This is a genomic window from Streptomyces sp. NPDC107765, assembly GCF_055657085.1.
Window position 1 is genome coordinate 803,806 of record NZ_JBVKBL010000002.1, and the last position, 20,853, is coordinate 824,658.

The 20,853-nt window shown below is 72.3% G+C and carries 21 protein-coding genes; 8 read left to right on the plus strand and 13 right to left on the minus strand.

Features of this window, described 5'->3' with window-relative positions; all coding sequences use genetic code 11:
• The first annotated feature begins 175 nt into the window (after nt 1–175).
• Together ACZ7MX_RS08010 and ACZ7MX_RS08015 are read left to right on the plus strand one after the other, a co-directional pair.
• Nucleotides 176–592, plus strand: coding sequence for a hypothetical protein (locus ACZ7MX_RS08010; protein WP_472130338.1), 417 nt, complete (start codon nt 176–178; stop codon nt 590–592).
• Nucleotides 593–675: 83 nt separating this feature from the next.
• Nucleotides 676–1,404, plus strand: coding sequence for a nucleotidyltransferase family protein (locus ACZ7MX_RS08015; RefSeq protein WP_472130340.1), 729 nt, complete (start codon nt 676–678; stop codon nt 1,402–1,404).
• Nucleotides 1,405–1,602: 198 nt separating this feature from the next.
• Here the strand turns inward: ACZ7MX_RS08015 and ACZ7MX_RS08020 are convergent, their stop codons facing one another.
• The 8 genes from ACZ7MX_RS08020 to ACZ7MX_RS08055 form a co-directional block, all read right to left on the minus strand.
• Nucleotides 1,603–1,779, minus strand: coding sequence for a hypothetical protein (locus tag ACZ7MX_RS08020; protein WP_472130342.1), 177 nt, complete (start codon nt 1,777–1,779; stop codon nt 1,603–1,605).
• 223 nt (nt 1,780–2,002) lie between these two features.
• Nucleotides 2,003–3,643, minus strand: coding sequence for a DoxX family protein (locus ACZ7MX_RS08025; RefSeq protein WP_472130344.1), 1,641 nt, complete (start codon nt 3,641–3,643; stop codon nt 2,003–2,005).
• Nucleotides 3,644–3,848: 205 nt separating this feature from the next.
• Nucleotides 3,849–4,799 carry a 23S rRNA (guanosine(2251)-2'-O)-methyltransferase RlmB gene (rlmB, locus tag ACZ7MX_RS08030; protein WP_472130346.1) on the minus strand — a complete coding sequence of 317 codons (951 nt, stop codon included), beginning with the start codon at nt 4,797–4,799 and terminating at the stop codon, nt 3,849–3,851.
• Between the two features lie 128 nt (nt 4,800–4,927).
• On the minus strand, nt 4,928–6,322 hold the full coding sequence (cysS, locus tag ACZ7MX_RS08035; RefSeq protein WP_472130348.1) for a cysteine--tRNA ligase: 1,395 nt from the start codon (nt 6,320–6,322) through the stop codon (nt 4,928–4,930).
• Nucleotides 6,323–6,464: 142 nt separating this feature from the next.
• Nucleotides 6,465–6,869 (minus strand): PPOX class F420-dependent oxidoreductase, encoded by a 405-nt coding sequence (locus ACZ7MX_RS08040; RefSeq protein WP_472130350.1) that lies wholly within the window; start codon nt 6,867–6,869, stop codon nt 6,465–6,467.
• A gap of 157 nt (nt 6,870–7,026) precedes the next feature.
• Nucleotides 7,027–7,548 (minus strand): 2-C-methyl-D-erythritol 2,4-cyclodiphosphate synthase, encoded by a 522-nt coding sequence (gene ispF / locus ACZ7MX_RS08045; RefSeq protein WP_472130352.1) that lies wholly within the window; start codon nt 7,546–7,548, stop codon nt 7,027–7,029.
• Entirely contained in the window at nt 7,535–8,281 is a 747-nt protein-coding gene (gene ispD, locus ACZ7MX_RS08050; RefSeq protein ID WP_472130354.1) for a 2-C-methyl-D-erythritol 4-phosphate cytidylyltransferase, read from the minus strand. The genes ispF and ispD overlap by 14 nt, the downstream gene beginning before the upstream one ends.
• Before the next feature lie 421 nt (nt 8,282–8,702).
• Nucleotides 8,703–9,185 (minus strand): CarD family transcriptional regulator, encoded by a 483-nt coding sequence (locus tag ACZ7MX_RS08055; RefSeq protein ID WP_003953493.1) that lies wholly within the window; start codon nt 9,183–9,185, stop codon nt 8,703–8,705.
• 783 nt (nt 9,186–9,968) lie between these two features.
• On the opposite strand from ACZ7MX_RS08055, the gene ACZ7MX_RS08060 reads away from it, so the two are divergent.
• Nucleotides 9,969–10,610, plus strand: coding sequence for a copper chaperone PCu(A)C domain-containing protein (locus tag ACZ7MX_RS08060; RefSeq protein WP_472130356.1), 642 nt, complete (start codon nt 9,969–9,971; stop codon nt 10,608–10,610).
• A gap of 138 nt (nt 10,611–10,748) precedes the next feature.
• On the opposite strand, the gene phoP is transcribed toward ACZ7MX_RS08060, so the two are convergent.
• Together phoP and phoR are read right to left on the minus strand one after the other, a co-directional pair.
• The gene (phoP, locus tag ACZ7MX_RS08065; RefSeq protein WP_466419800.1) at nt 10,749–11,420 is read right to left on the minus strand and encodes a response regulator transcription factor; all 672 of its coding nucleotides are present in this window, start codon (nt 11,418–11,420) and stop codon (nt 10,749–10,751) included.
• A 5-nt stretch (nt 11,421–11,425) separates the two neighbouring features.
• Nucleotides 11,426–12,694, minus strand: a complete 1,269-nt coding sequence (gene phoR, locus ACZ7MX_RS08070) for a two-component system sensor histidine kinase PhoR (protein ID WP_472130358.1) — start codon at nt 12,692–12,694, stop codon at nt 11,426–11,428.
• Nucleotides 12,695–13,076: 382 nt separating this feature from the next.
• Here phoR and phoU point away from each other — a divergent pair, with 382 nt between their 5' ends.
• Nucleotides 13,077–13,754, plus strand: a complete 678-nt coding sequence (phoU, locus tag ACZ7MX_RS08075; RefSeq protein WP_472130360.1) for a phosphate signaling complex protein PhoU — start codon at nt 13,077–13,079, stop codon at nt 13,752–13,754.
• A 428-nt stretch (nt 13,755–14,182) separates the two neighbouring features.
• On the opposite strand, the gene ACZ7MX_RS08080 is transcribed toward phoU, so the two are convergent.
• Entirely contained in the window at nt 14,183–14,431 is a 249-nt protein-coding gene (locus ACZ7MX_RS08080; protein WP_030414360.1) for an SCO4226 family nickel-binding protein, read from the minus strand.
• A gap of 174 nt (nt 14,432–14,605) precedes the next feature.
• Between ACZ7MX_RS08080 and ACZ7MX_RS08085 the strand changes: the two genes are divergently transcribed.
• The gene (locus ACZ7MX_RS08085) at nt 14,606–15,043 is read left to right on the plus strand and encodes a DUF7144 family membrane protein (protein ID WP_472130362.1); all 438 of its coding nucleotides are present in this window, start codon (nt 14,606–14,608) and stop codon (nt 15,041–15,043) included.
• Between the two features lie 79 nt (nt 15,044–15,122).
• Here the strand turns inward: ACZ7MX_RS08085 and ACZ7MX_RS08090 are convergent, their stop codons facing one another.
• Nucleotides 15,123–15,884, minus strand: coding sequence for a phosphoglyceromutase (locus ACZ7MX_RS08090; protein WP_472130364.1), 762 nt, complete (start codon nt 15,882–15,884; stop codon nt 15,123–15,125).
• Nucleotides 15,885–16,111: 227 nt separating this feature from the next.
• Here ACZ7MX_RS08090 and ACZ7MX_RS08095 point away from each other — a divergent pair, with 227 nt between their 5' ends.
• The 3 genes from ACZ7MX_RS08095 to ACZ7MX_RS08105 all read left to right on the plus strand — a co-directional run bounded on the left by ACZ7MX_RS08095 (nt 16,112) and on the right by ACZ7MX_RS08105 (nt 19,443).
• On the plus strand, nt 16,112–17,488 hold the full coding sequence (locus tag ACZ7MX_RS08095) for an MDR family MFS transporter (protein ID WP_472130366.1): 1,377 nt from the start codon (nt 16,112–16,114) through the stop codon (nt 17,486–17,488).
• A gap of 81 nt (nt 17,489–17,569) precedes the next feature.
• The gene (locus ACZ7MX_RS08100) at nt 17,570–17,899 is read left to right on the plus strand and encodes a deoxyxylulose-5-phosphate synthase (RefSeq protein WP_472130634.1); all 330 of its coding nucleotides are present in this window, start codon (nt 17,570–17,572) and stop codon (nt 17,897–17,899) included.
• A 188-nt stretch (nt 17,900–18,087) separates the two neighbouring features.
• Complete coding sequence (locus ACZ7MX_RS08105; protein ID WP_472130368.1) at nt 18,088–19,443, plus strand: alpha/beta hydrolase family protein; 1,356 nt, start codon at nt 18,088–18,090, stop codon at nt 19,441–19,443.
• A gap of 62 nt (nt 19,444–19,505) precedes the next feature.
• On the opposite strand, the gene ACZ7MX_RS08110 is transcribed toward ACZ7MX_RS08105, so the two are convergent.
• Nucleotides 19,506–20,384 carry a class I SAM-dependent methyltransferase gene (locus tag ACZ7MX_RS08110; protein ID WP_472130370.1) on the minus strand — a complete coding sequence of 293 codons (879 nt, stop codon included), beginning with the start codon at nt 20,382–20,384 and terminating at the stop codon, nt 19,506–19,508.
• Between the last annotated feature and the right edge of the window lie 469 nt (nt 20,385–20,853).

Genomic DNA, 20,853 nt, shown 5'->3' on the forward strand with positions numbered 1-20,853 from the left:
AGGACCCGGCACCGCCACCGCTGCGTTCACGGCCGTACGGCGCCTGCACCAGTGGGGACAGAACGGGCTTTTCGCACCAGTGCGTCAACATCACTACTCGACCGACGAGGCATTACGTCGCTCGATAAGGTGACCAAATGTCGCCAAATCATCACTCCTCGCTACCATCACGACCGTGAACTCCGCAGCCCGCCGCATCGGCAGAACCCTCGCCCTCGTCCTCCCCGTCGTCCTCGTACTCTCCGGGACCCTCGCGGTCACCCGGGTCCCGTGGGCGACGACGGCCACCGACTCCCAGATGCTGACCGCGTCCTCCGGGAGCGCCTCCACCAAGGCCAACCCGGTCGCCCCGCAGGAGGCCCTGCGCAAGCGCCTCCTGGTGGAGCTCCAGGAGAAGGACCCCGGCGTCGCCCTCACCGACCTCCAGAAGGCGACCACCAAGCACCCCTCGCTCGCCAGGCACTGCGCCTCGATCGCCCGTGACCTCGGCCGCGCCGCGGTCGCCAAGTACGGTGCCGCGCACCGCGCCCAGGCCTACTCCCGCCCGGTCTGCGACACCTCCTTCGCCACCGGCGTCGCGGCCGCCCAGTGACCGTTCCCACCCCGCTCAGCCACTGACCTTTCCCCGCACCGCTCAGTCACCGACCGTTCCTCGCACCCCATAAGGTGCGAAGCATGACAGGCGTCCAGCATTCGTACCCCACGCAGGCCGTGGTCCTGGCCGGCGGCCAGGGCTCACGTCTCCGCCCGTACACCGATGACCGCCCCAAGCCGATGGTCGAGATTCCCGGCACCGGAACCCCGATCATCGGCCATCAACTGAACTGGCTGGCCGAAGAGGGCGTGACGGACGTCGTCATCTCCTGCGGCCACCTCGCCGAAGTGCTCCAGGAGTGGCTGGACCACGCACAACTCCCCCTGCGCGTCACGACGGTTGTCGAGGACGAGCCGCTGGGCCGCGGTGGTGGCCTCAAGTACGCGGCCGGCTCGCTGCCCCGCCCGGAGGAGCCCTGGTACGCCACCAACGGCGACATCTGGACCCGCTTCCCGCTGCGCGAGATGGCGGCCTTCCACCACGAACGCGACGCCGAGGCCACGCTGGCGCTGGCCCGCCCCCGCATTCCCTGGGGAATCGTGGAGACCGACGCGTTCGGACACGTACTGGACTTCATCGAGGCGCCGCCCTCCCCGTACCTCATCAACGCCGGCGTCTACGTCTTCTCCGCCGCCTTCACGGGCCTGCTGCCGGTACGCGGTGACCACGAGCGCATGACCTTCCCGCGCCTGGCCCGCGAACGCCGACTGGCCGGCTATCCGCTTCCACACGGCGCGTACTGGCGCGCCATCGACACGGCCAAGGACCTCACCGAGGCCGCCAAGGAGCTGAGCGCGCAGGGGCGTTGAGGGTCTCGCTGGTGGCCCGGTAGGCCGCAGCTGACCCGCACGGCACCCTTACGCGGCCTGAACACCCCTGAGCGGCCGCTGCATCCTTTGACGCCCGCCGGTCGACTCCCGGCTCCCCCTCGCCGCGTACGGGCCCCTGACGGCCGTACGCGGCGCCTTGCGGGGCCATGCGCAGCTGTCCGGGGCGGCCGGTGCGCCTCAGCCGTTCGCTTCGGACCAGGCGTGCCGGGCGTGGAACGCGACGGCCCAGGCCATGACGTTCTGCGCCTTCTTCGCCGGGACCTTCACCGTTGCGCTGTTCCCGTCCGCTGCACGGACCACGAGGGACAGTGCGCCGGTCTTCTTCTTCGACGCGAAGGCGAACACGCCGGTCACGAACAGCCGGGTCGCGGTGCGCCGCTTGCCGGTGCCGTCGATGGTCCGGACCGTCGATGGTCCGGACGGTGGCTCCCCGCGCGGGAGCCCGCCACTGGTTGGCCCTCAGGGGCCCGTGATCCGTGATCCCGGCCCCACATGCCGCTGCCCACCCCCCGAAGGGGGCGGGCAGCGGCGAAGACCCAGGGGGCGGTGGGCGGCAAGGAGCCCCCTGACCAGAAGCTCAGCCCAGCAACCCGCCCAGGGTGCTGCCGCGGCCGCCGGAGTCGCCGGAGCCGGCCGAGCCCGTGGAGCCCGTGCCGGTCGTGCCGCCGCCGGTGCCGCCCGCGGAGGGGGCCACGTGGGACGGGGCGGGGGCGCGGGTCGGAACGGTCTGCTGCGGGGCGCTGGTGGTCGCGCCGGGCTGCTGCGAGAGGCCGCTGGTGGCCCCCGTCGAGCGGCCGACGCCCGGCGTCGACGCGGACGGGCGGGGCTTGTGGGCCTTGTGCGAGGCGCCCGCGGACGGTGTGCCGGCGCGGGAGGCGCCGCTACCGGGGTGGTGCCGGCCGGGCCGGGTGGTGTTCTTGCCGGGGCGGGGCAGGGGCGAGCCGGGCAGGTTGTTGATCGCGGGCTCACCGGGCCTCGGCACGGGCGTGACCGTCGCGGACCGTACGGCGCCGCCGAGCAGCGAGCCGATGAGCAGGGTCAGTCCGGCCACCATCGTGGTCATCATCGCGCCGCGGCGCAGCACCCGGCGGCGCAGGTCGGCGACCTCCACGCGGGGACCGAGCCGCCGCCACGCCTCACCGGCCAGCCGGCCGTCCATGGAGTAGACGGGGGCGCCCGCGATGATCAGCGGGCTCCAGGCGGCGAGGTAGATGATGTCGGGCGCGTCGTAGGCGGGGACCGTGCGCCAGCTGACGGTCATCAGCAGTGCGGCGGAGAGCAGCGCACCGATCGACGCGGCGAGCCGCTGCCACAGTCCGCAGATGGTCAGGACGCCGACGACGACCTGGAGGAAGGCGACGGTCAGACCGGCGCCCACGGGGTGCGAGACGGCGAAGTCGCGCAGCGGTACGGCCAGCGCCCACGGGTCGAGCGACAGCAGCCACTTGACCATCGAGCCGCGCTCCCCGCCGTCGAAGTAGACGGGGTCGCAGAGCTTGCCCATGCCGGCGTAGACGGAGATCAGGCCGAGGAAGATCCGCAGCGGGAGGAGGACCACGCCGAGGTTCATCCGGCGACCCGGGTAGTAGGCGTGCCGGACGGAGTCGGCGCCACGACGGCGGGACCCGGTGTCGTACGGGTCCCGGGCCTCGAAGTGGTCGTCGTCGTAGCCATCCTCGGCGGGGCCGCGGCCGCCGTAGGCGTTGCGGTAGGGCGGCTCGCCGTTGTTGTCGGCGTAGGCGCTGCCCACGGGGCGTACGCCGCGCAGCAGGGTGCGGTCGGGTTCGACGGGGCCGCGCTGGCCGATCACGGTCCGCTGGGCGGGGGCGGACTCGTCGAGCCGGACCCGCGGCAGGACCTGGGTCGTGCCGACGTCGTCGCCGGGGCCGCCGTCGAGGCCGATGCCCGCGTTGCGCACCGCGTGCAGGAGTTGGGTGGTGGCGCCGGCCGTGCCGCCCGGTGTGGTGCGGCCGCTCCACACCACGGGTGCCCGGCGTCTGGCACCGGAGGACGGTGCGCGGACGGCGGGGATGCGCGCGGTGTCGGCCAGGGCGTCACCCGCCGCGGGCGCGGCGAGCTGTACGCGGAAGCTGGCGTGGTTGACGATGACCTGCGCGGGATCGCACGGCACCTTGACCGAGCTCAGGCCCGGCTCGTCATCGAAGCCCGGCGAGCGTCCCCCCGGAGGCGTGCGGGGTGTTCTGGTGTCCACGCTCATCTAACCGAGTGACCCGCGGTTAAGACACTGCCTTGACCGGGTCGATCTGTCCGAGACCCGTCAAAAGATCACGGGATGCGGGATGAGCGCGCAAAAGGCCCACGGAGGGTCAGGCCGTGCCCCAGGGTGGCCGGGGACGGGGGGCGCAGGCGCGGGCCCTGGGGGCGGGTACGCAAGAGGTACGCGCCCCCGGGCCGTGGGCCGGTCAGGCGCGCCGGCGGGCCGCCTCCCACAGCACGACGCCGGCCGCGACACCGGCGTTCAGCGATTCCGCGCCGCCCGGCATCGGGATCCGCACGCGCAGGTCGCAGGTCTCGCCGACCAGCCGCGACAGGCCCTTGCCCTCGCTGCCGACGACGATGACGACCGGGCCGTCCAGGACGTCCAGGTCCTGCAGCTCGGTGTCGCCGTCCGCGGCCAGGCCGACGACGGTCAGACCGGCCTTCTGGTACGACTCCAGGGCGCGGGTGAGGTTGGTGGCCCGGGCGACCGGGGTGCGGGCGGCGGTGCCCGCGGAGGTCTTCCAGGCGCCGGCCGTCATCCCGGCGGCCCGGCGCTCCGGCACGACCACACCGTGGCCGCCGAAGGCGGAGACGGAGCGGACGACCGCGCCGAGGTTGCGCGGGTCGGTGACCCCGTCCAGCGCGACGATCAGCGGGTCCTCGCCGGCGTCGAAGGCGGCCGCGGCGAGGTCCTCGGGGTGCGCGTAGTCGTACGGCGGGATCTGGGCGACCAGGCCCTGGTGGTTGAGGCCGTTGGTCATCCGGTCCAGCTCGGGGCGCGGCGCCTCCAGGAGGTTCAGGCCGCGGTCCGTGGCGAGCTGGAGGGCCTCGCGGACCCGCTCGTCGCTGTCGATGAACTGCTGGACGTACAGCGTCGTGGCGGGCACGCCCTCGCGCAGCGCCTCGACGACCGGGTTACGGCCGACGACCAGCTCGGCGGTGCCCTTGGCGCCGCCCCGGCGCGGGGCCGGGCGCTTGGATTCGTGCCTCGCCTTGGCGTTGGCGACGCGGTTCTTGACGTGTCCCTTGCGCGCGGAGGCGGGCGGGGTCGGGCCCTTGCCCTCCAGGCCCCGGCGCCGCTTACCGCCGCTGCCGACCTGGGCGCCCTTCTTGTTGGACGTGCGGCGGTTCCTGCGCTGGCTGTTGCCGGCCATGGGTCACCTGTTTCTTCACTGCTCTCGACGTCTCGCGACGTGGAGTGGGTACGTACGTATGGAATGAGTGTCGCCCGTGTCTGCCGGGAAGGGCGAATCCGGTGGGCCGCCCACGGGCGCGCGGGGGGTCAGGACAGCGACCAGCGCGGGCCGGCGGGGGTGTCCTCGATGGCCAGGCCGGACTGCTGGAGCTGGTCGCGGATGGCGTCGGCGGTGGCGTAGTCCTTGCGTGCGCGGGCCGACTGCCGCTGGTCGAGGACGAGGCGGACGAGGGAGTCGACGACGCCGTGCAGGTCCTCCCCGCGGTCGGTGCCGCCGCCGGACCAGCGCTCGTCGAGCGGGTCCAGGCCGAGCACGCCGAGCATCGCACGCAGCTCGGCGAGCCGGGCCACCGTCGATTCCTTGTCGTCGGCGGTCAGCGCGGAGTTGCCCTGGCGGACGGTGGTGTGCACGATCGCCAGCGCCTGCGGGACGCCCAGGTCGTCGTCCATCGCCTCGGCGAAGGCGGGCGGGACCTCGGCCGCGGGCTCGACGACGCCGGCCTTCTCGACGGCCCGCTGGACGAACCCCTCGATCCGGGCGAACGCCGACTCGGCCTCGCGCAGCGCGTCCTCGCTGTACTCGATCATGGAGCGGTAGTGCGGGGTGCCGAGGTAGTAGCGCAGCACGATGGGGCGCCAGCGCTTGACCATCTCGGAGACCAGCAGGGAGTTGCCCAGCGACTTGGACATCTTCTCGCCGCCCATGGTCACCCAGGCGTTGTGGGTCCAGTACCGGGCGAAGTCGTCGCCGAACGCCTTGGCCTGCGCGATCTCGTTCTCGTGGTGCGGGAAGACCAGGTCGACGCCGCCGCCGTGGATGTCGAAGGCGGTGCCCAGGTACTTGTGGGCCATCGCCGAGCACTCCAGGTGCCAGCCGGGCCGGCCGCGGCCCCAGGGCGTCTCCCAGCTGGGCTCGCCCTCCTTGGCGGCCTTCCACATGGCGAAGTCGCGGGAGTCGCGCTTGCCGGTCTCGCCCTCGCCGGACGGCTGGCGGAGTTTGTCCAACTCCTGGTTGGAGAGCTGGAGATACTCCGGGAAGGACGTGACGTCGAAGTAGACGTTGCCGTCCGCGGCGTAGGCGTGGCCGCGCTCGATCAGGCCGCGCATCATCTCGATCATCTCGGGGATGTGCCCGGTGGCGCGCGGTTCGTAGGTGGGGCGCAGGCAGCCGAGGGCGTCGTACGCCTCGTTGAAGGCGACCTCGTTCGCGTAGCCGATCGACCACCAGGGGCGGCCCTGCTCCGCCGACTTCGCGATGATCTTGTCGTCGATGTCCGTGACGTTCCGCACGAACGTCACGTCATAGCCGCGGTGGGCGAACCAGCGGCGCATGATGTCGAAGTTCAGCCCCGACCTGATGTGCCCGATGTGCGGGGCGGCCTGCACGGTCGCACCACACAGGTAGATCGAGACGCAGCCCGGCGTGAGCGGGGTGAAGTCGCGAATCTGCCGGGCGCTGGTGTCGTACAGGCGAATCGTCACGGAACCAGGGTAGTCGGAACCCGGCAGTGCCCCGCGACGGATCGGCCACGGGGACACAGAACCGTCATATCCGTCCGTTTTGCCGGAAGTAAGGCCCGAAATCGAGGCTGCCCGCGGGCGCTTCCGTCCTCCACGGGCGGCGTCAGATACTGCCGACCACCTTGCGCGGCGTGATGCGGGCCACCACCCGCTGGGCGTCCTTGCCCGCTTCCGGGTTGAACTCGGCATAGCGCTTGCCGGTGTACTTCAGCGACAGCTCGTCGATCAGCTCCGGCCCGCCCTCGGTCGTCAGCGAGACCGTGCCGCGGATCTCGGCGTAGGTGTACGGGGCGTCGAAGGGCTGGACGACGACCGAGACGCGCGGGTCCCGGCGGACGTTGGCCTCCTTGCGGCGGCCGACGGTCGTCGAGATCAGCAGGTCGTCGCCGTCCCGCTTCACCCACACCGGCGAGACCTGGGGACTGCCGTCGGGCTGGATCGTCGCCACGGTCACGAAGACCGGGGTGTCAAGGAGCTTCTTGAGGTCGTCGGACAGGGTGGCAGTCACGAGGGGTCCTTCCTGCGGGCCGTTCCGAGGGACACGAACACTCCGATCCTCCCTCAACACCCCTGCCCCGCCCGGCATTCCCGCCGGCCGCCACCGGTCCGACCGGCCGCTGTTGGGCCGATCGGACCCGTGCCTTCCCGATGACACCGTGGCCGGATCAGGCCGTAGTACGGAAGACGATGGCCGTGGCGACCGCCGCCAGGCCCTCGGCCCGGCCGGTCAGCCCCAGCCCGTCCGAGGTGGTCCCGGAGACCGAGACCGGCGCGCCGACGGCCGCCGAGAGTGCCTTCTGCGCCTCGTCGCGCCGCTTGCCGACCTTCGGGCGGACGCCGATCACCTGCACCGCCACGTTGCCGATGGCGAAGCCCTCGGCGCGGACGATCCGGGCGGCCTCGGCCAGCAGGGTCACCCCGGAGGCGCCGGACCACTCGGGACGGCTCGTCCCGAAGTGCGCGCCCAGGTCGCCGACGCCGGCCGCCGAGAACAGCGCGTCGCAGGCGGCGTGCGCGGCCACGTCGCCGTCGCTGTGGCCGGCCAGCCCGTAGCCGTCGCTCTCCGCGGCGTCCCACAGGAGCCCGGCACACCACAGCTCACGGCCCTGCTCGAAGGCGTGCACGTCGGTGCCGATGCCCACGAGGGGGACGAGCGGGGCGGCGGGGATCTGCTCAGACATAGCCATCGGTGGCCCTCCTCCGGGCGAGTACGGCCTCGGCCAGGACCAGGTCCAGCGGCCGGGTCACCTTGAACGCCTCCTCGTGACCGGGGACGACCACGACGGGTACGCCGAGCCGCTCCGCCAGTCCGGCGTCATCGGTGGCGCCCTCGCCCTCCACCACGGTGTCGTGCGCCTTGCGCAGGGTCGCGAGGTCGAAGCCCTGCGGGGTCTGCACGGCGCGCAGCAGCGACCGCTCGGGGGTGCCGACGACCGGCTCGGGGGTGCCCTGGGGCTGCGGCTCGACCTGCTTGACGGTGTCGGCGAGCGGCAGGGCGGGGACGACGGCGGGCGCTCCGGCGCGTACCGCCGCGATCACCGCGTCGACCGTGTCGACCGGGACCAGCGGGCGCGCCGCGTCGTGCACCAGCACCACGTCGATGCCCTCGGGCAGCGCGGCCAAGCCGAGGCGTACGGATTCCTGGCGGGTCTGCCCGCCGGGGACGACGACGAGCTCGGTGCGCTCGGCGAGCGGGTACTCGTGCAGCAGGCGGTCGACCTCGGTGGCGCCGTCGGACGGGGCGACCACGACGATGTGGGAGACGGCCCGGGAGGCGGCCATCGCGCGGACGGCGTGCACCAGCATGGGGGTGCCGCCCAGCGCGCGCAGCGCCTTGGGGGTGCCGGGACCGAGCCGGACACCGCGGCCGGCGGCCGGGATCACCACGGCGGTGCGGATCGGGCGGGTGGGATCTGACATCGATGGCTCCGGAGTCCGGGGCGAGCCCGGAATTGGGGCAGACAGGTTTGTTTCCTCGGACGGGGTGGGTATGGCCTGGGAGAACCCCGGCCCGTAAGAGCTGGGGGAGTGCCGGGTACGACGCCTTGACCGGACCCTTCCGTGACATCGGTCGGGGCAGATCCCGGGCCCGGCACACCTGGTGGGCCCGGCGTCCCGTCGGCAGCCCGCCCTTTCACGGTCCGGCCCCGTTTCACCGCCGGTCCGTCATGGCGTGATCTTCACAGCGCGCTCTTCACAGCCGGCTTTCACCGTCGGCATTCACCGCCAGATATGCCGCAGCGCCCGGCAACAGACCCTCCACAGGGGACGGTCGTCACTCGGGCACCGCGGCATTGCTACGTCGCTCGTCGCTGCGTCGGCGGGGCGCCGGACAGCGTCGTCAGGACGCGAGGACCTCGTCGAGCAGGGCCTCGGCCTTGTCTTCGTTGGTGTTCTCGGCGAGGGCGAGCTCGCTCACCAGGATCTGGCGAGCCTTGGCGAGCATCCGCTTCTCACCTGCGGAGAGTCCGCGCTCCCGCTCGCGCCGCCACAGGTCACGCACAACCTCGGCGACCTTGATCACGTCGCCGGAAGCGAGCTTCTCAAGATTTGCCTTGTAGCGACGGGACCAGTTCGTGGGCTCTTCGGCATACGGTGCGCGCAGCACCTCGAAGACCCGGTCCAGCCCGTCCTGACCAACCACGTCGCGTACGCCGACGAACTCCGCATTGTCCGCTGGCACACGAACAGTCAAGTCGCCCTGGGCGACCTTCAGCACCAAGTAGGTCTTGTCCACGCCTTTGATCTGGCGAGTTTCGATGGCCTCGATCAGCGCGGCCCCGTGATGGGGATAGACCACGGTGTCGCCAACCTTGAACGTCATGTGACAGGTACCCCTTCCGTGGCTATCCATGCTAACACGGGAACGGACCGTTCTGAATGGCGTTTTCGCAGGTCAGGGCATATCTCGGGGCTTGACAACAGTGACCGGAACGTGCTTCGAGGGGGTCCTGGACGCGGGAATTCGCAGGTCGGAGGGGCTTCTCGGGTGGGCGGAAACGTGCCCGTCACACACCTGGGAGCCCTTGATCGGCAGGTCGAAAGTACCGTTTTGCACGGATCCGCATGAGCGAGTTCCGCTACTCCGTTCGGCTGCTCGGGGCCTCTCCCGACCGATTCCCGAATTGATCACCGCCCGGCGGCCGAACAGTGTGATCAATTCCGCGGGGCCTTCACATTCCCTTCGAATACTCCTTTTCGGCCGGGGAAAGTGGCGCGGATTCGGCGGGCCGGCACCCGAACGGCCGCCCGGGATATTCCGACGTGTTGTCGGTGTCCCTTCATCGCGGTTGTCGCCGGGTGTTCCGCGCCCGCGCGGGTGTTTCCGCTCGGGCGGCTGCAGAATCCCGCCCCTTCGCCGGCCGGGGCCCCGATCCACGGCCGGCTTCGCCCGGGCCGCGCGCGGGCCGGGGGCCCGTGATCCCGCTGGGGGCGGGTCGGGTGCGGCGGCGCGGGGACGGCTCGGTAACCTAGCGGCGCTGACACACCCTTAGGGCGGCTTTACGTACCCGTCGTCATGACGCGTACGCAGGCCCGCCCCAGCCGTCCATCCGCGACCGGGCACGAACGTTCGGCCGCCGTAGCTCGTCAAGGAGATGCCGCCGCCGTGAGCCGCAGCCTTCGACGCGGCGTCCTCGCCGCCACCGTCCTTTCGCTCTCGATCGCCTCGCTGTCCGCCTGCGGGGCCGGGAACGACGCCCAGACGCTGCAGGTCAAGCCGGACAACGCCGCGACCTCCGCGGGCGACATCAAGATCCAGAACGCCTCCGTGGTCACCCAGCCCGACCTGAACGCCAAGGGCCCGGCCGTGGTCACCGCGACGGTCTTCAACAACGGCGCGAAGGACCAGAAGCTGACCGCCATCTCCGTCAACGGCACCGGCCAGTCGGCCAAGCTGACGCCGGCCGGCGGCTCCGCGGGCGCGATCACCGTGCCCGCCGGGGGTTCCGTCGTGATCGGCGGCCAGGGCAACGCCTCGGCTGTGCTCGCCAGCGGCCGGGAGGCCGTCCAGGACGGCAACCTCCAGCCGCTGACGTTCAGCTTCAGCTCCGCCGGCAAGGTGAAGCTGGGCGCGTACGTCGTCCCGGCGAAGAGCTACTTCCAGGGCTACGGACCGGCCGTGGTGCCGCAGCCGTCCGGCTCTGCCTCGCCGTCCGAGTCGGCCTCGCCGTCGGAGTCCGGCAAGCCCAAGGCCGGAGCGAGCTCCCTCTCCCCCAAGCCGTCGGCCTCGGTGCACGGCGCGCACTGAGCCACGGCCCTTACGGGGGCCCGGACAACGCGTCAGGGGCGTCCATCCCCCCGGATGGGCGCCCCTGACGCGTACTCCGGCACGCCGCCGCGCGCGCACCTGCGTGCGGCGGTCACCGGCGCCCCCGAGAGGGTGTCTTTACGGCTCGAACTTGTAGCCCAGCCCGCGCACCGTGACGAGGTAGCGCGGCGCGCCCGGGTCGGGCTCGATCTTGGCCCGCAGGCGCTTGACGTGCACGTCGAGGGTCTTGGTGTCGCCCACGTAGTCGGCGCCCCAGACCCGGTCGATCAGCTGCATGCGGGTCAGCACCCGGCCCGCGTTGCGCAGCAGCATCTCCAGGAGGTCGAACTCCTTCAGGGGGAGGTCGACCTTGCCGCCGGAGACCGTGACGACGTGGCGGTCCACGTCCATCCGGACCGGGCCGGCCTCCAGGGCCTGCGGGGCGACCTCCTCCGGCTCGCCTCGGCGGCGCAGCACGGCGCGGATGCGGGCGACCAGTTCGCGGGAGGAGAAGGGCTTGGTGACGTAGTCGTCGGCTCCTATCTCCAGGCCGACGACCTTGTCGATCTCGCTGTCCTTGGCGGTCACCATGATGACCGGGACGTTGGAGCGGCCGCGCAGCTGGCGGCAGACCTCGGTGCCGGGCAGGCCCGGCAGCATCAGGTCCAGCAGGACGAGATCGGCGCCGTTGCGTTCGAACTCGTCGAGTCCGTCAGGGCCCGTAGCCGCGATGGCTACCTCGAAGCCCTCCTTGCGGAGCATGTACGACAGTGCATCGCTGAACGATTCCTCGTCCTCGACGACGAGCACTCGGGTCACGGAAGGACCTCCGGGGCTGGGTGGGCAGGGAGCGGATCGTTGAAGGTCTCGTACGGGCGGTCCTCGTCGTCGAGGCCCTCCGCGGAGAGGTCGTCGGGCCGTTCGCGGTCGCGTACGGCCCCGGCTTCCGGGAGACGCAGGGTGAAGGTGGAGCCCTGTCCCTCAGCGCTCCACACCGTGACCTCCCCGCCGTGCGAGGCGGCCACGTGCTTGACGATGGCGAGGCCGAGGCCGGTCCCGCCGGTGGCGCGGGAGCGCGCCGGGTCCACGCGGTAGAACCGCTCGAAGATGCGGTCCCGGTCCCGTTCGGATATCCCGATGCCCTGGTCGGTCACGGCGATCTCGATCAGGTCGCCACCGGGCGCGGAGATCCGCCGGCCGGCGATCCCGACGCGGGTGCGGGCCGGGGAGTAGTTGACGGCGTTCTCGACGAGGTTGCCCAGGGCCGCGGCGAGCTGGCCGCGGTTGCCCCAGACGCTCAGCTCGGCGGTTCCTCCGGTGGCCATGGTGATCTGCTTGGCGCCGGCCTGCTGGCGGCAGCGGTCGATCGCCTCGGCGACGAGCTCGTCGACGCGGACCGGCTCGGCGTCCTCCAGCGGGTCGTCGTTCTGGACCCGGGAGAGGTCGATCAGCTCTTGGACGAGGTTGGTCAGGCGGGTGGCCTCGTTCTGCATCCGGCCGGCGAACCGGGTGACCGCCTCGGGGTCGTCGCTGGCGTCCATCACGGCCTCGGAGAGCAGCGACAGGGCGCCGACCGGCGTCTTGAGCTCATGGCTGACGTTGGCGACGAAGTCCCGGCGGACCGCCTCTATGCGGCGGGCCTCGGTGAGGTCCTCGACCAGCAGCAGGACGAGCCGGGAGCCGAGCGGGGCGACCCGGGCGGAGACCGCGAGCGCCTCGCCGCGGCCGGTGCCCCGGCGTGGGAGGTCCAGCTCGACCTGGCGTATCTCGCCGTCCCTGCGGGTGTCCCGGGCCATCTGCATCATCGGCTCGACGGCGAGCTTGCCGCCGCGGACCAGCCCGAGCGCATACGCCGCGGAGCTGGCCTTGACGACCGCGTCGGCCTCGTCGAGGACCACGGCGGAGGAGCGGAGCACCGACAGGACGGTGTCGACGCCGGGCGGCAGCACCGCGTCCGTGTGGAGCGAGGAGCGGGTGGGCTTGGCCTGGTCGCGCTCGCTCCAGCGGAACGCCAGCATGGCGAAGACACCGGTGCACAACCCGGCGATCGCTGCCACTGCGGCGACGGCCGCATCCACGTTCATGACTCCAGAGTATGTGCCGGGTCCGACACTCCCCCAGCCTCGCGAGCCGCTGCTCCAGCAGCCGTCGCCCAGAGTTCACCGTGGCGTCCGCGCGGGTTCACTCCGGATGCCGGCGCCGGGCGGGCGGCCGCCCCGGAGGCGGTGGCCGGTCGCCCAGAGTTCACCTTGGCGTCGGCGGCGGTTCACCCCCGGTGGGACCGCAGGTCGCGATCCGGCCGCAGGGTGAGGGTGCGGTCCGGGTGACGGGCCGGTGCCGCCCGGGGAGCGTACCCGCGCGGACACGGACCGTGAGAGCGTGGACACCGGACCACCGCCGGGACCCACCGCCGCACTCCCCCCACCCCACGCGACACACGACACTCGACGCGAGAGAAGGACACAGATGCGGGACGCGTACCACGAGGAGCTGGATTCGATCGGCGAGGGCCTGGTCGAAATGGCCCGGCTCGTCGGCTCCGCGATCGGGCGCGCCACCACGGCGATACTCGACGCGGACCTGAAGCTGGCCGAGCACGTCATCGCCGGCGACGAGAAGGTCGACGACCTCCAGCGCGACCTGGAGGCCCGGGCGATCGCCCTGCTGGCGCGGCAGCAGCCGGTCGCCACCGACCTGCGGATCGTCGTCACCTCGCTGCGGATGAGCGCCGACCTGGAGCGCTCCGGCGACCTGGCCCAGCACGTGGCCAAGCTGGCCCGGCTGCGCTTCCCGGAGACGGCCGTGCCGCGCGATCTGCACGCCACCATCCTGGAGATGGGGCAGCTGGCGCAGCGCCTGATGGCGAAGGCGGCCGAGGTCATCATCACCAAGGACGTCGACCTGGCGCTCCAGCTGGAGCAGGACGACGACGCGATGGACCTGCTGCACCGCGCGCTCTTCCAGCACCTGATGGACGACCGCTGGAAGCACGGCATCGAGACGGCCGTGGACGTGACCCTGCTCGGCCGCTACTACGAGCGCTTCGCGGACCACGCGGTGTCCGTCGCCAAGCGGGTGGTCTACCTCGTCACCGGTGAGCACGCCGACGAGATCGCCCCGGCGACGCCGGTCGAGGGCGCGTAGTCCGTGACGCCGGTCGGGCGCGGGGAGCTGCCGGGCCGGCCGGGGCCGCATAGGCCCGCGGTCCGCCCGGTAGGTCTGCCCGCGCGCCACCGTGCGCCGTTGCGGTGTGCCTCCACGCGCCGTTGACGCGCCTCGGCGCGCGGGCATGCAATGGCGTCAGGTGACCCTAGGAGGCAATGCATGGCACTCATGGCGGACTCTCCGAACCCCGCGTCCCCGCACACCCCGACGGCCGGCGACCGTCCGCAGCTCCCGCTGCTCGCCGGGTGCAGCTGCGGTTCCGGCTGTAGCTGCGGCTGCCAGTCGGGCGGCCCCTGCCAGTGCGGCGGCGGCTGCTAGCGGCCCGTCACGACAGCCCCTCATCACGACAGCACGGCGCCACCCGGGCCCCGGCCGGCAGCGATACCGGCCGGGGCCCGTGGTGCGGGTCACACACTGAGCGTCAGTCGGTGGACCTCGTCCGCCTTGTGTCCGGCGCGCTCGTGGATGCGCTGGACGGCCTCGGCCGAGGGCGCCTCCGACAGACAGAACACCTCACCGGAGTCGGTGTCGGCCCAGGCGTGCTCGAACGTCACGCCCTCCTCGCCCTGGATGTCGAGGTCCGCCTGGTGCGCCTCTCTGAGCTGATCGGCCGTGAGGCCCTTCATGTTGCGATGGATGTCCATGAACTTGGGCATCGCTCTCATCCTTCCCGTCGCGGATGCCTACCGCCCGCCCCTCCCCCGACCCCCTTCCCTCCCTTCCATGCTGCCCCCGCACGCCCCGGACGTCCCCCGGGGCGCCGCCCGGGCCTCGCCCCAACGGCTCGCCGCCGGTTGCGCCGCCGCCCTCCGCCCGGCGGGATGGGGTACATGGAGTCGCGTCAGCCCGCGCCGGAAACCCGTCGCGTACCGCCCGCCGAACGGTCCCACTGGGTCGCGTTCGCCGGCATCCTGCTGATGCTGAGCGGCCTGTTCGACCTCATCACCGGCTTCGTCGCCCTGCTCGACCGCGGCTACTACTCCACGACCGCCAATCACGGCAACCGCCTGCTGATCTTCAACTTCGCCGTCTGGGGCTGGGTGTGGATCGTCATCGGCGTCGCGCAGGTCCTGGCGAGCCTGGGCGTCTTCCTGGGGGCGCGGGCCGCGCGGATCACCGGCATCGTGCTGGCCTCCGCCTGCCTCGTCGGCCAGCTGATCTTCCTGTCGGCGTTCCCGTACTGGTCGATCTTCGTGATGGCCATGTCCCTGCTGGTCATCTACGGCCTGGTCACCGTCCCCCGCCACCTGCCGGGCGAGCGCGTCTGACGACGCCCCCGTACCCCCGTACGCGAACAAGCCCCCCACCCGCGGGAAAACCGCAGGCAGGGGGCTTGATCGTGTGGGCTTACTTCTTCTTGCCCTGGTTCTTCACGGCCTCGATGGCGGCCTTGGCGGCCTCCGGGTCGAGGTAGGTGCCGCCGGGGGTGACCGGGCGGAAGTCGGCGTCCAGCTCGTAGGAGAGGGGGATGCCGGTGGGGATGTTCAGGCCGGCGATGTCCGCGTCGGAGATGCCGTCGAGGTGCTTGACCAGGGCGCGCAGGCTGTTGCCGTGGGCGGCGACCAGGACCGTCTTACCGGCGAGCAGGTCCGGGACGATGCCGTCGAACCAGTACGGCAGCATGCGGACGACGACGTCCTTGAGGCACTCGGTCTGCGGGCGCAGCTCCGGCGGGAGCGTGGCGTAGCGGGGGTCGTCGAACTGCGAGAACTCGGCGTCGTTGGCGAGCGCCGGCGGCGGGGTGTCGTACGAGCGGCGCCAGAGCATGAACTGCTCCTCGCCGAACTCGGCCAGGGTCTGTGCCTTGTCCTTGCCCTGCAGCGCGCCGTAGTGGCGCTCGTTCAGGCGCCACGAACGGTGCACGGGGATCCAGTGGCGGTCGGCGGCCTCCAGGGCCAGCTGCGCGGTGCGGATGGCGCGCTTCTGGAGGGAGGTGTGCACGACGTCGGGGAGCAGGCCGGCCTCGGTCAGCAGCTCTCCGCCGCGGACCGCCTCCTTCTCGCCCTTCTCGTTGAGGTTGACGTCCACCCAGCCGGTGAACAGGTTCTTCGCGTTCCACTCACTCTCGCCGTGGCGGAGCAGGATCAGCTTGTACGGTGCGTCGGCCATGCCGTCGAGCGTAATCGAAATCCGGATACCGCCTTGCCCGGGTCCAGGACCTGGTCTTCCGCGTGACGTTTGACGCTTTTCGTCAAATGACTGGTGGCCGGGGCGTGGCGGTATGTAGGTTGCGCATGCGGTCGGCACCACTTACATATCCGGCGATGAGCCGGACGCCGACCGCCTCGCACCCACCACGCGACGCGTCGCCGCACACCACTCGGGGGATCACTGTCATGCCCACGCCCACTCCACCCCACGCGTCCCGCCCGGGCCGGTGGTCCGCCCTCCGGCGAGCCGCCGTCGACAGCGTCTCCGGGCTGCCCCGGCAGTTCTGGTGGCTATGGACCAGCACCCTGATCAACCGGCTGGGCGCGTTCGTCGCGACGTTCCTGGCCCTCTACCTCACCGTCGAGCGCGGCTACTCCGCCTCGTACGCGGGCCTGGTCGGCGCGCTCTACGGGCTCGGCGGGGTGATCTCCTCCGTGGGCGCGGGGGTGCTGACCGACCGGCTCGGGCGGCGGCCCACGATGCTGATCGCGCAGCTGTCGACGTCGGTGTCCGTGGCGGTGCTCGGCTTCATGGAGGACCCGGTCGCCATCGCGGTGGTGGCCGGCGTCGTCGGTATGGCGACCAACGCCTCCCGCCCCGCCGTCCAGGCGATGATGGCCGACATCGTCGCCCCCGAGGACCGGGTGCGCGCCTTCTCGCTCAACTACTGGGCCATCAACCTCGGTTTCGCCGTCTCCTCCACCGCCGCCGGCCTCATCGCACAGCACGGCTATCTGGCCCTCTTCCTGGGCGAGTCGGCGCTCGTGCTGACCTGCGCGCTGGTGGTCTTCGTCAAGCTCCCCGAGTCCCGGCCCACGGCCGACACCCCGGCCGGCCCGCAGGACCCCGCCGGTCAGGGCGCGTCCGCCGCACCGGTCTCCATGCTGACCGTGCTGCGCGACGGCCGCTTCATGACCGTCGTCGGCCTCAACCTCCTGCTGGCCCTGCTCTTCCAGCAGGCCTACGTCTCCATGCCGGTCTCGATGGGCCGGGACGGCTTCTCCAGCGCGGACTTCGGCGCCGTCATCGCGGTCAACGGCATCCTGATCGTCCTCCTCCAGATCCCGGTGACCCGTTTCATCGAGCACCGCAGCCCCGCGACGCTGCTCATCGGCTCGGCACTGCTCGCCGGCTACGGCTTCGGACTGACCGCGCTGGCCGGCTCGGTCGCCATGTACGCGCTCGCGGTCGCCGTCTGGACGCTCGGCGAGATCATCAACTCCCCCACCCAGATGGGCCTGGTGGTGCGCCTCTCCCCCGTACACGGCCGCGGCCGCTACCAGGGCATGTACGCCCTGTCCTGGTCCGTCGCCTCCCTGACCGCCCCCCTGATCGGCGGCACGGTCATCGACCACTACGGCGCGGACACCCTCTGGGCCGGCTGCGCGGTGGTCGGCACGGTGGCTGCCCTGGGCTACGGCCTGCTGCTACGGAGCCTCCCGGCCCAAGCGGCCACGACCAGCACTTCCTCTTCCTCTCCCGCTTCCGCTCCCCCCACTCCTGCTTCCGCCTCGACCACCGCACCGGCCGCGGCTCCGGCGACGGGGGAACAGGTCGCGTAACGGCGGGCCGGTGCGCCGGAAATCCGTCGCTCCTCCTGGCCCTCCGGGGCTAGCGTCGCGGCCATGTTGCACGCCGAAGCCATGACCCGGTCCAAGACGTCGTACGTCTGCCTCCCCTGCCGGGCCTCCTACAAGCAGCCGTATCCAGGCGACCACGAACGCCGCTGTCCGCGCTGCGCACAGCCGTTGATCCACGTCGGTTCCGCGTTCGCACCGCCGAAGCGCCGTGACACCGCGGGCTGGCGGGTGCTCTCGGTGCTGCTGAACGCCGGCGTCCGGTTCCACAAGAGCTGTTGCGGCGGCCCCGGTTACCGCCCCCGCACCCTCGCCGAAGTACGCGCGCGCTTGGCCTACGCCAAGGCCACCGGCGAGCCGTTCGCCCGCGCGCTGGTGCGCTGCGAGGTGCCGTGACCCGGCGCCGGGCGACGAGGCGCGCCGGGCCTTTGGCCACGCGAGGTTCGTGGTAGCCCCACCCCCAAGAGACGTGGCTGCACGGTCGAGCCGGGCGGGACCTTTCGGGACGCTGGTGGTGTGTACGGGCGGGCCGGCGAGCGGTCCGGGCGTACGGATGATCCGGCGGAACGGACGGGGAGTGGGGCATGGGCGCGGGTGCGGAGCGACGGGTGGCGCGGTGGGGCACGGCGGTCGGCGTGCTGGTGATGGGTGGGGCACTGGTGGCCGGAGGGGCGGCCGCGGTGGCCGGGACGGCCCCGGGGGAGGCGCCACCGACGGCGGCGGCCCGTTCCGCCGGCGCCGGCGGAAGTCGTTCCACCGCGCCCATGACCCTTCCCGCGCCCACCGGTCGGCAGCAGGTCGGCACGGTGGCCCTGCACCTGATCGACCGTCAGCGGCGCGATCCGTGGGGTGGCGGGACGCCGGGGCACCGGTACCGGGAAGTGATGGTCAGCGTTCGGTATCCGGCCGGCGCGGGGGCCGGGCGATATCCGCGTGCCGCTCAGCTGACGCCGCGTGAGGCGGCCGCGTTCGACCGGATGAACAGCTTCTCGGAGCACATACCGCCGGGGAAGGTCGCCTGGCAGGCCACCCGGACCGCCGCGCACACGGGGGCGCCGGTGGCGGCGCGGCGGCCCGGGCAGCGGCTGCCGGTGGTGCTCTACTCCCCCGGCGCCGGCGATCCGCGCGGGTTCGGCAGCACGCTCTGCGACGAACTGGCCTCCCGCGGCTATGTGGTGGTCACCGTCGACCACACCTACGAGGCGCCGGCGGTGGAGTTCCCGGGCGGTCGGATGGCCCGCAGTGTGATGCTGGCGGAGGCGGCCAAGGCGAAGAAGGCCGGGCGGATGACGGAACTGCTGCGGAAGGTCAGCGCGGTGCGGGTGGCCGACACCCGGTTCGTGCTCGACGAGTTGGGCCGGCGGGGGGACGACTCCCCGCTGCCGCGCGGGCTGCGCGGGGGGCTGGACCTGGGCGCCGTGGGGATGTTCGGGCAGTCGGCCGGCGGGTTCACCGCCGCGCAGACGATGCACGACGACCGGCGGATCCGGGCCGCGGCGAACCTGGACGGGGTGATGGGCTACACCCAGCGGGACGACGACCCGTCGAACCCGTCGACGGTCGGCCGGGACGGCGTCGACCGGCCGTTGCTGCTGATGGGCATGGACGGCGACACCCACCACACGGTGGCCTCCTGGGGCGCGGTCTGGGAACACAGCCGGGGCAGGGGCGGCGCCTGGCTGCGGGACCTGACGCTGCGCGGCAGCCGGCACGCGACGTACACGGACGCGGAGACGCTGATCCCGCAGGTCGCCCGGCAGGTGGGGCTGTCCCCGGCCGAGGTGGCGAAGATGATCGGGGCGGTGCGGCCGGCCCGGGCGGTCGCGGCCCAGCGGGCGTACGTCTCGGCCTTCTTCGACCGGTGGCTGCGCGGACGGGGCGACGGCGGTCTGCTGGACCGGCCGTCGGCGCGCCACCCGGAGGTGCGGTTCGTACCGTGAGCGCACCTCAGCTGCCCGGCCGGCCACGGGGGACCGGCCGGGCAGCGCCTCTTCCCGTCAGCTCACTCCGGCGACGACGCGTAATGCACGGTCTTCGCCGTCAGCAGGAACAGGTCCGGGCGCCGGTCGACGCCCGCCGGGTCGGCGGGGTCGAGGAGCCGGTCCAGGGTCGCGAGGTCCTCGGCGTCCAGGTGGTCGGCGAGGGTGTCCCGGCAGCGCTCCAGGGACCGCCGTACGAACTGCCGGGTGCCGTCCGCCAGCGGGGCCGGACGGTCCACGAGGAAGGTCCGGCTCCGGGCGCCGGTGAGCCCCGCGGCCCGCAGCATGCCCGGCCAGTCCTCGACCACCGCCACCGAGCCGGGCAGTTCGTCCCGCATCCGGCCGAAGCGGAGCGCGGTCGCACCGTCGAGGCGTTCCTGCAGGCCGGGGCGGCCGAAACCCAGGTCGCGCGGCAGCCAGCGGGGCGGCAGACCGCCCTCGACGATGGCGAGGACACCGCCGGGGGTGAGCAGTCGGGCCAGCCGGTTCAGGGCGTCCTGCTGGTCGCCGACGTGGTGCACGACCTGAGCGGACCACACCAGGTCCGCCGGCCCCAGGTCGGCGAGGCCGGCCGGGAATTCGGCGACCTCGGTCCGCAGCGGCACCCCGAGCCGCTCGGCCCGCTCCCGCGCGCGGACCAGCAGCTCGGGCGTGCCGTCCACCGCGGTGACCTCGGCCTGCGGGAACAGCGCCGCGAGCCGGCAGGCGGCGACCCCCGGGCCGCTGCCGATGTCCAGTACGCGGCGCGGGCTCAGCTGCTTCAGCTCCTCGAACGCCTGGCGCACATAGGGGCTGTGGATCTCGCCCTCCAGCTCCAGCAGATCGGCCATCGCGGCCCAGTCGAAGTCGTCGCCGTGGCCGAGATTGTGGCCGTGGTGGTGCCCGTGGTTGTCGCCACTCATCGCTTCCGTCCCTCCGGGTCGTGTGGGGTCAGCCGCCCACGAGCCCGACGATGCGGCGGACTGGGGCGCACCGGCAAGCTTTGTTGCCGTTCCGGCAATGGCCCACGTACCTGTCTGTCCCGCCGCGGTTGTTTCTCGCCGTTGCGCCTGCGGCGGGCTGGGTTTGTGGTGGGTGCGGTGACGGGCCTCCGGGGCCGGTTGTGTGGACTGCTGACGCTTTACGTCCACACAACCGGCCCCTCCGGCCCGTCCCCTCCCGTTGAGGGAGAAGGAATGCGGTGCGTGGGGGCGGGCGTTGAGGCATGCAAGGGGACCTTGCTACCCCTACGGGATGCTCGAACAGAACCCGTAAGGGTTACGAGCGCCCCCTGCGGGGCCACAACCAACCGGGCCGGGCAACGCATTCCCAAAACCCCACGCCACCAGATGCTCGCTCAACAACGCGCGCCCCCACTCACCCGCACACTCC

Bases quoted from the DNA above. Each gene is read 5' to 3' on its own strand.
- ACZ7MX_RS08100 (WP_472130634.1), top strand. From the start codon at position 17,570: ATGACCCGGTCCAAGACGTCGTACGTCTGCCTCCCCTGCCGGGCCTCC.
- ispD (WP_472130354.1), bottom strand. From the start codon at position 8,281: ATGTCAGATCCCACCCGCCCGATCCGCACCGCCGTGGTGATCCCGGCC.
- phoU (WP_472130360.1), top strand. From the start codon at position 13,077: ATGCGGGACGCGTACCACGAGGAGCTGGATTCGATCGGCGAGGGCCTG.
- ACZ7MX_RS08090 (WP_472130364.1), bottom strand. From the start codon at position 15,884: ATGGCCGACGCACCGTACAAGCTGATCCTGCTCCGCCACGGCGAGAGT.
- ACZ7MX_RS08025 (WP_472130344.1), bottom strand. From the start codon at position 3,643: ATGAGCGTGGACACCAGAACACCCCGCACGCCTCCGGGGGGACGCTCG.
- ACZ7MX_RS08095 (WP_472130366.1), top strand. From the start codon at position 16,112: ATGCCCACGCCCACTCCACCCCACGCGTCCCGCCCGGGCCGGTGGTCC.
- ACZ7MX_RS08105 (WP_472130368.1), top strand. From the start codon at position 18,088: ATGGGCGCGGGTGCGGAGCGACGGGTGGCGCGGTGGGGCACGGCGGTC.
- phoR (WP_472130358.1), bottom strand. From the start codon at position 12,694: ATGAACGTGGATGCGGCCGTCGCCGCAGTGGCAGCGATCGCCGGGTTG.
- ACZ7MX_RS08085 (WP_472130362.1), top strand. From the start codon at position 14,606: ATGGAGTCGCGTCAGCCCGCGCCGGAAACCCGTCGCGTACCGCCCGCC.
- ACZ7MX_RS08055 (WP_003953493.1), bottom strand. From the start codon at position 9,185: ATGACGTTCAAGGTTGGCGACACCGTGGTCTATCCCCATCACGGGGCC.
- rlmB (WP_472130346.1), bottom strand. From the start codon at position 4,799: ATGGCCGGCAACAGCCAGCGCAGGAACCGCCGCACGTCCAACAAGAAG.
- ispF (WP_472130352.1), bottom strand. From the start codon at position 7,548: ATGGCTATGTCTGAGCAGATCCCCGCCGCCCCGCTCGTCCCCCTCGTG.
- ACZ7MX_RS08015 (WP_472130340.1), top strand. From the start codon at position 676: ATGACAGGCGTCCAGCATTCGTACCCCACGCAGGCCGTGGTCCTGGCC.
- ACZ7MX_RS08110 (WP_472130370.1), bottom strand. From the start codon at position 20,384: ATGAGTGGCGACAACCACGGGCACCACCACGGCCACAATCTCGGCCAC.
- ACZ7MX_RS08080 (WP_030414360.1), bottom strand. From the start codon at position 14,431: ATGCCCAAGTTCATGGACATCCATCGCAACATGAAGGGCCTCACGGCC.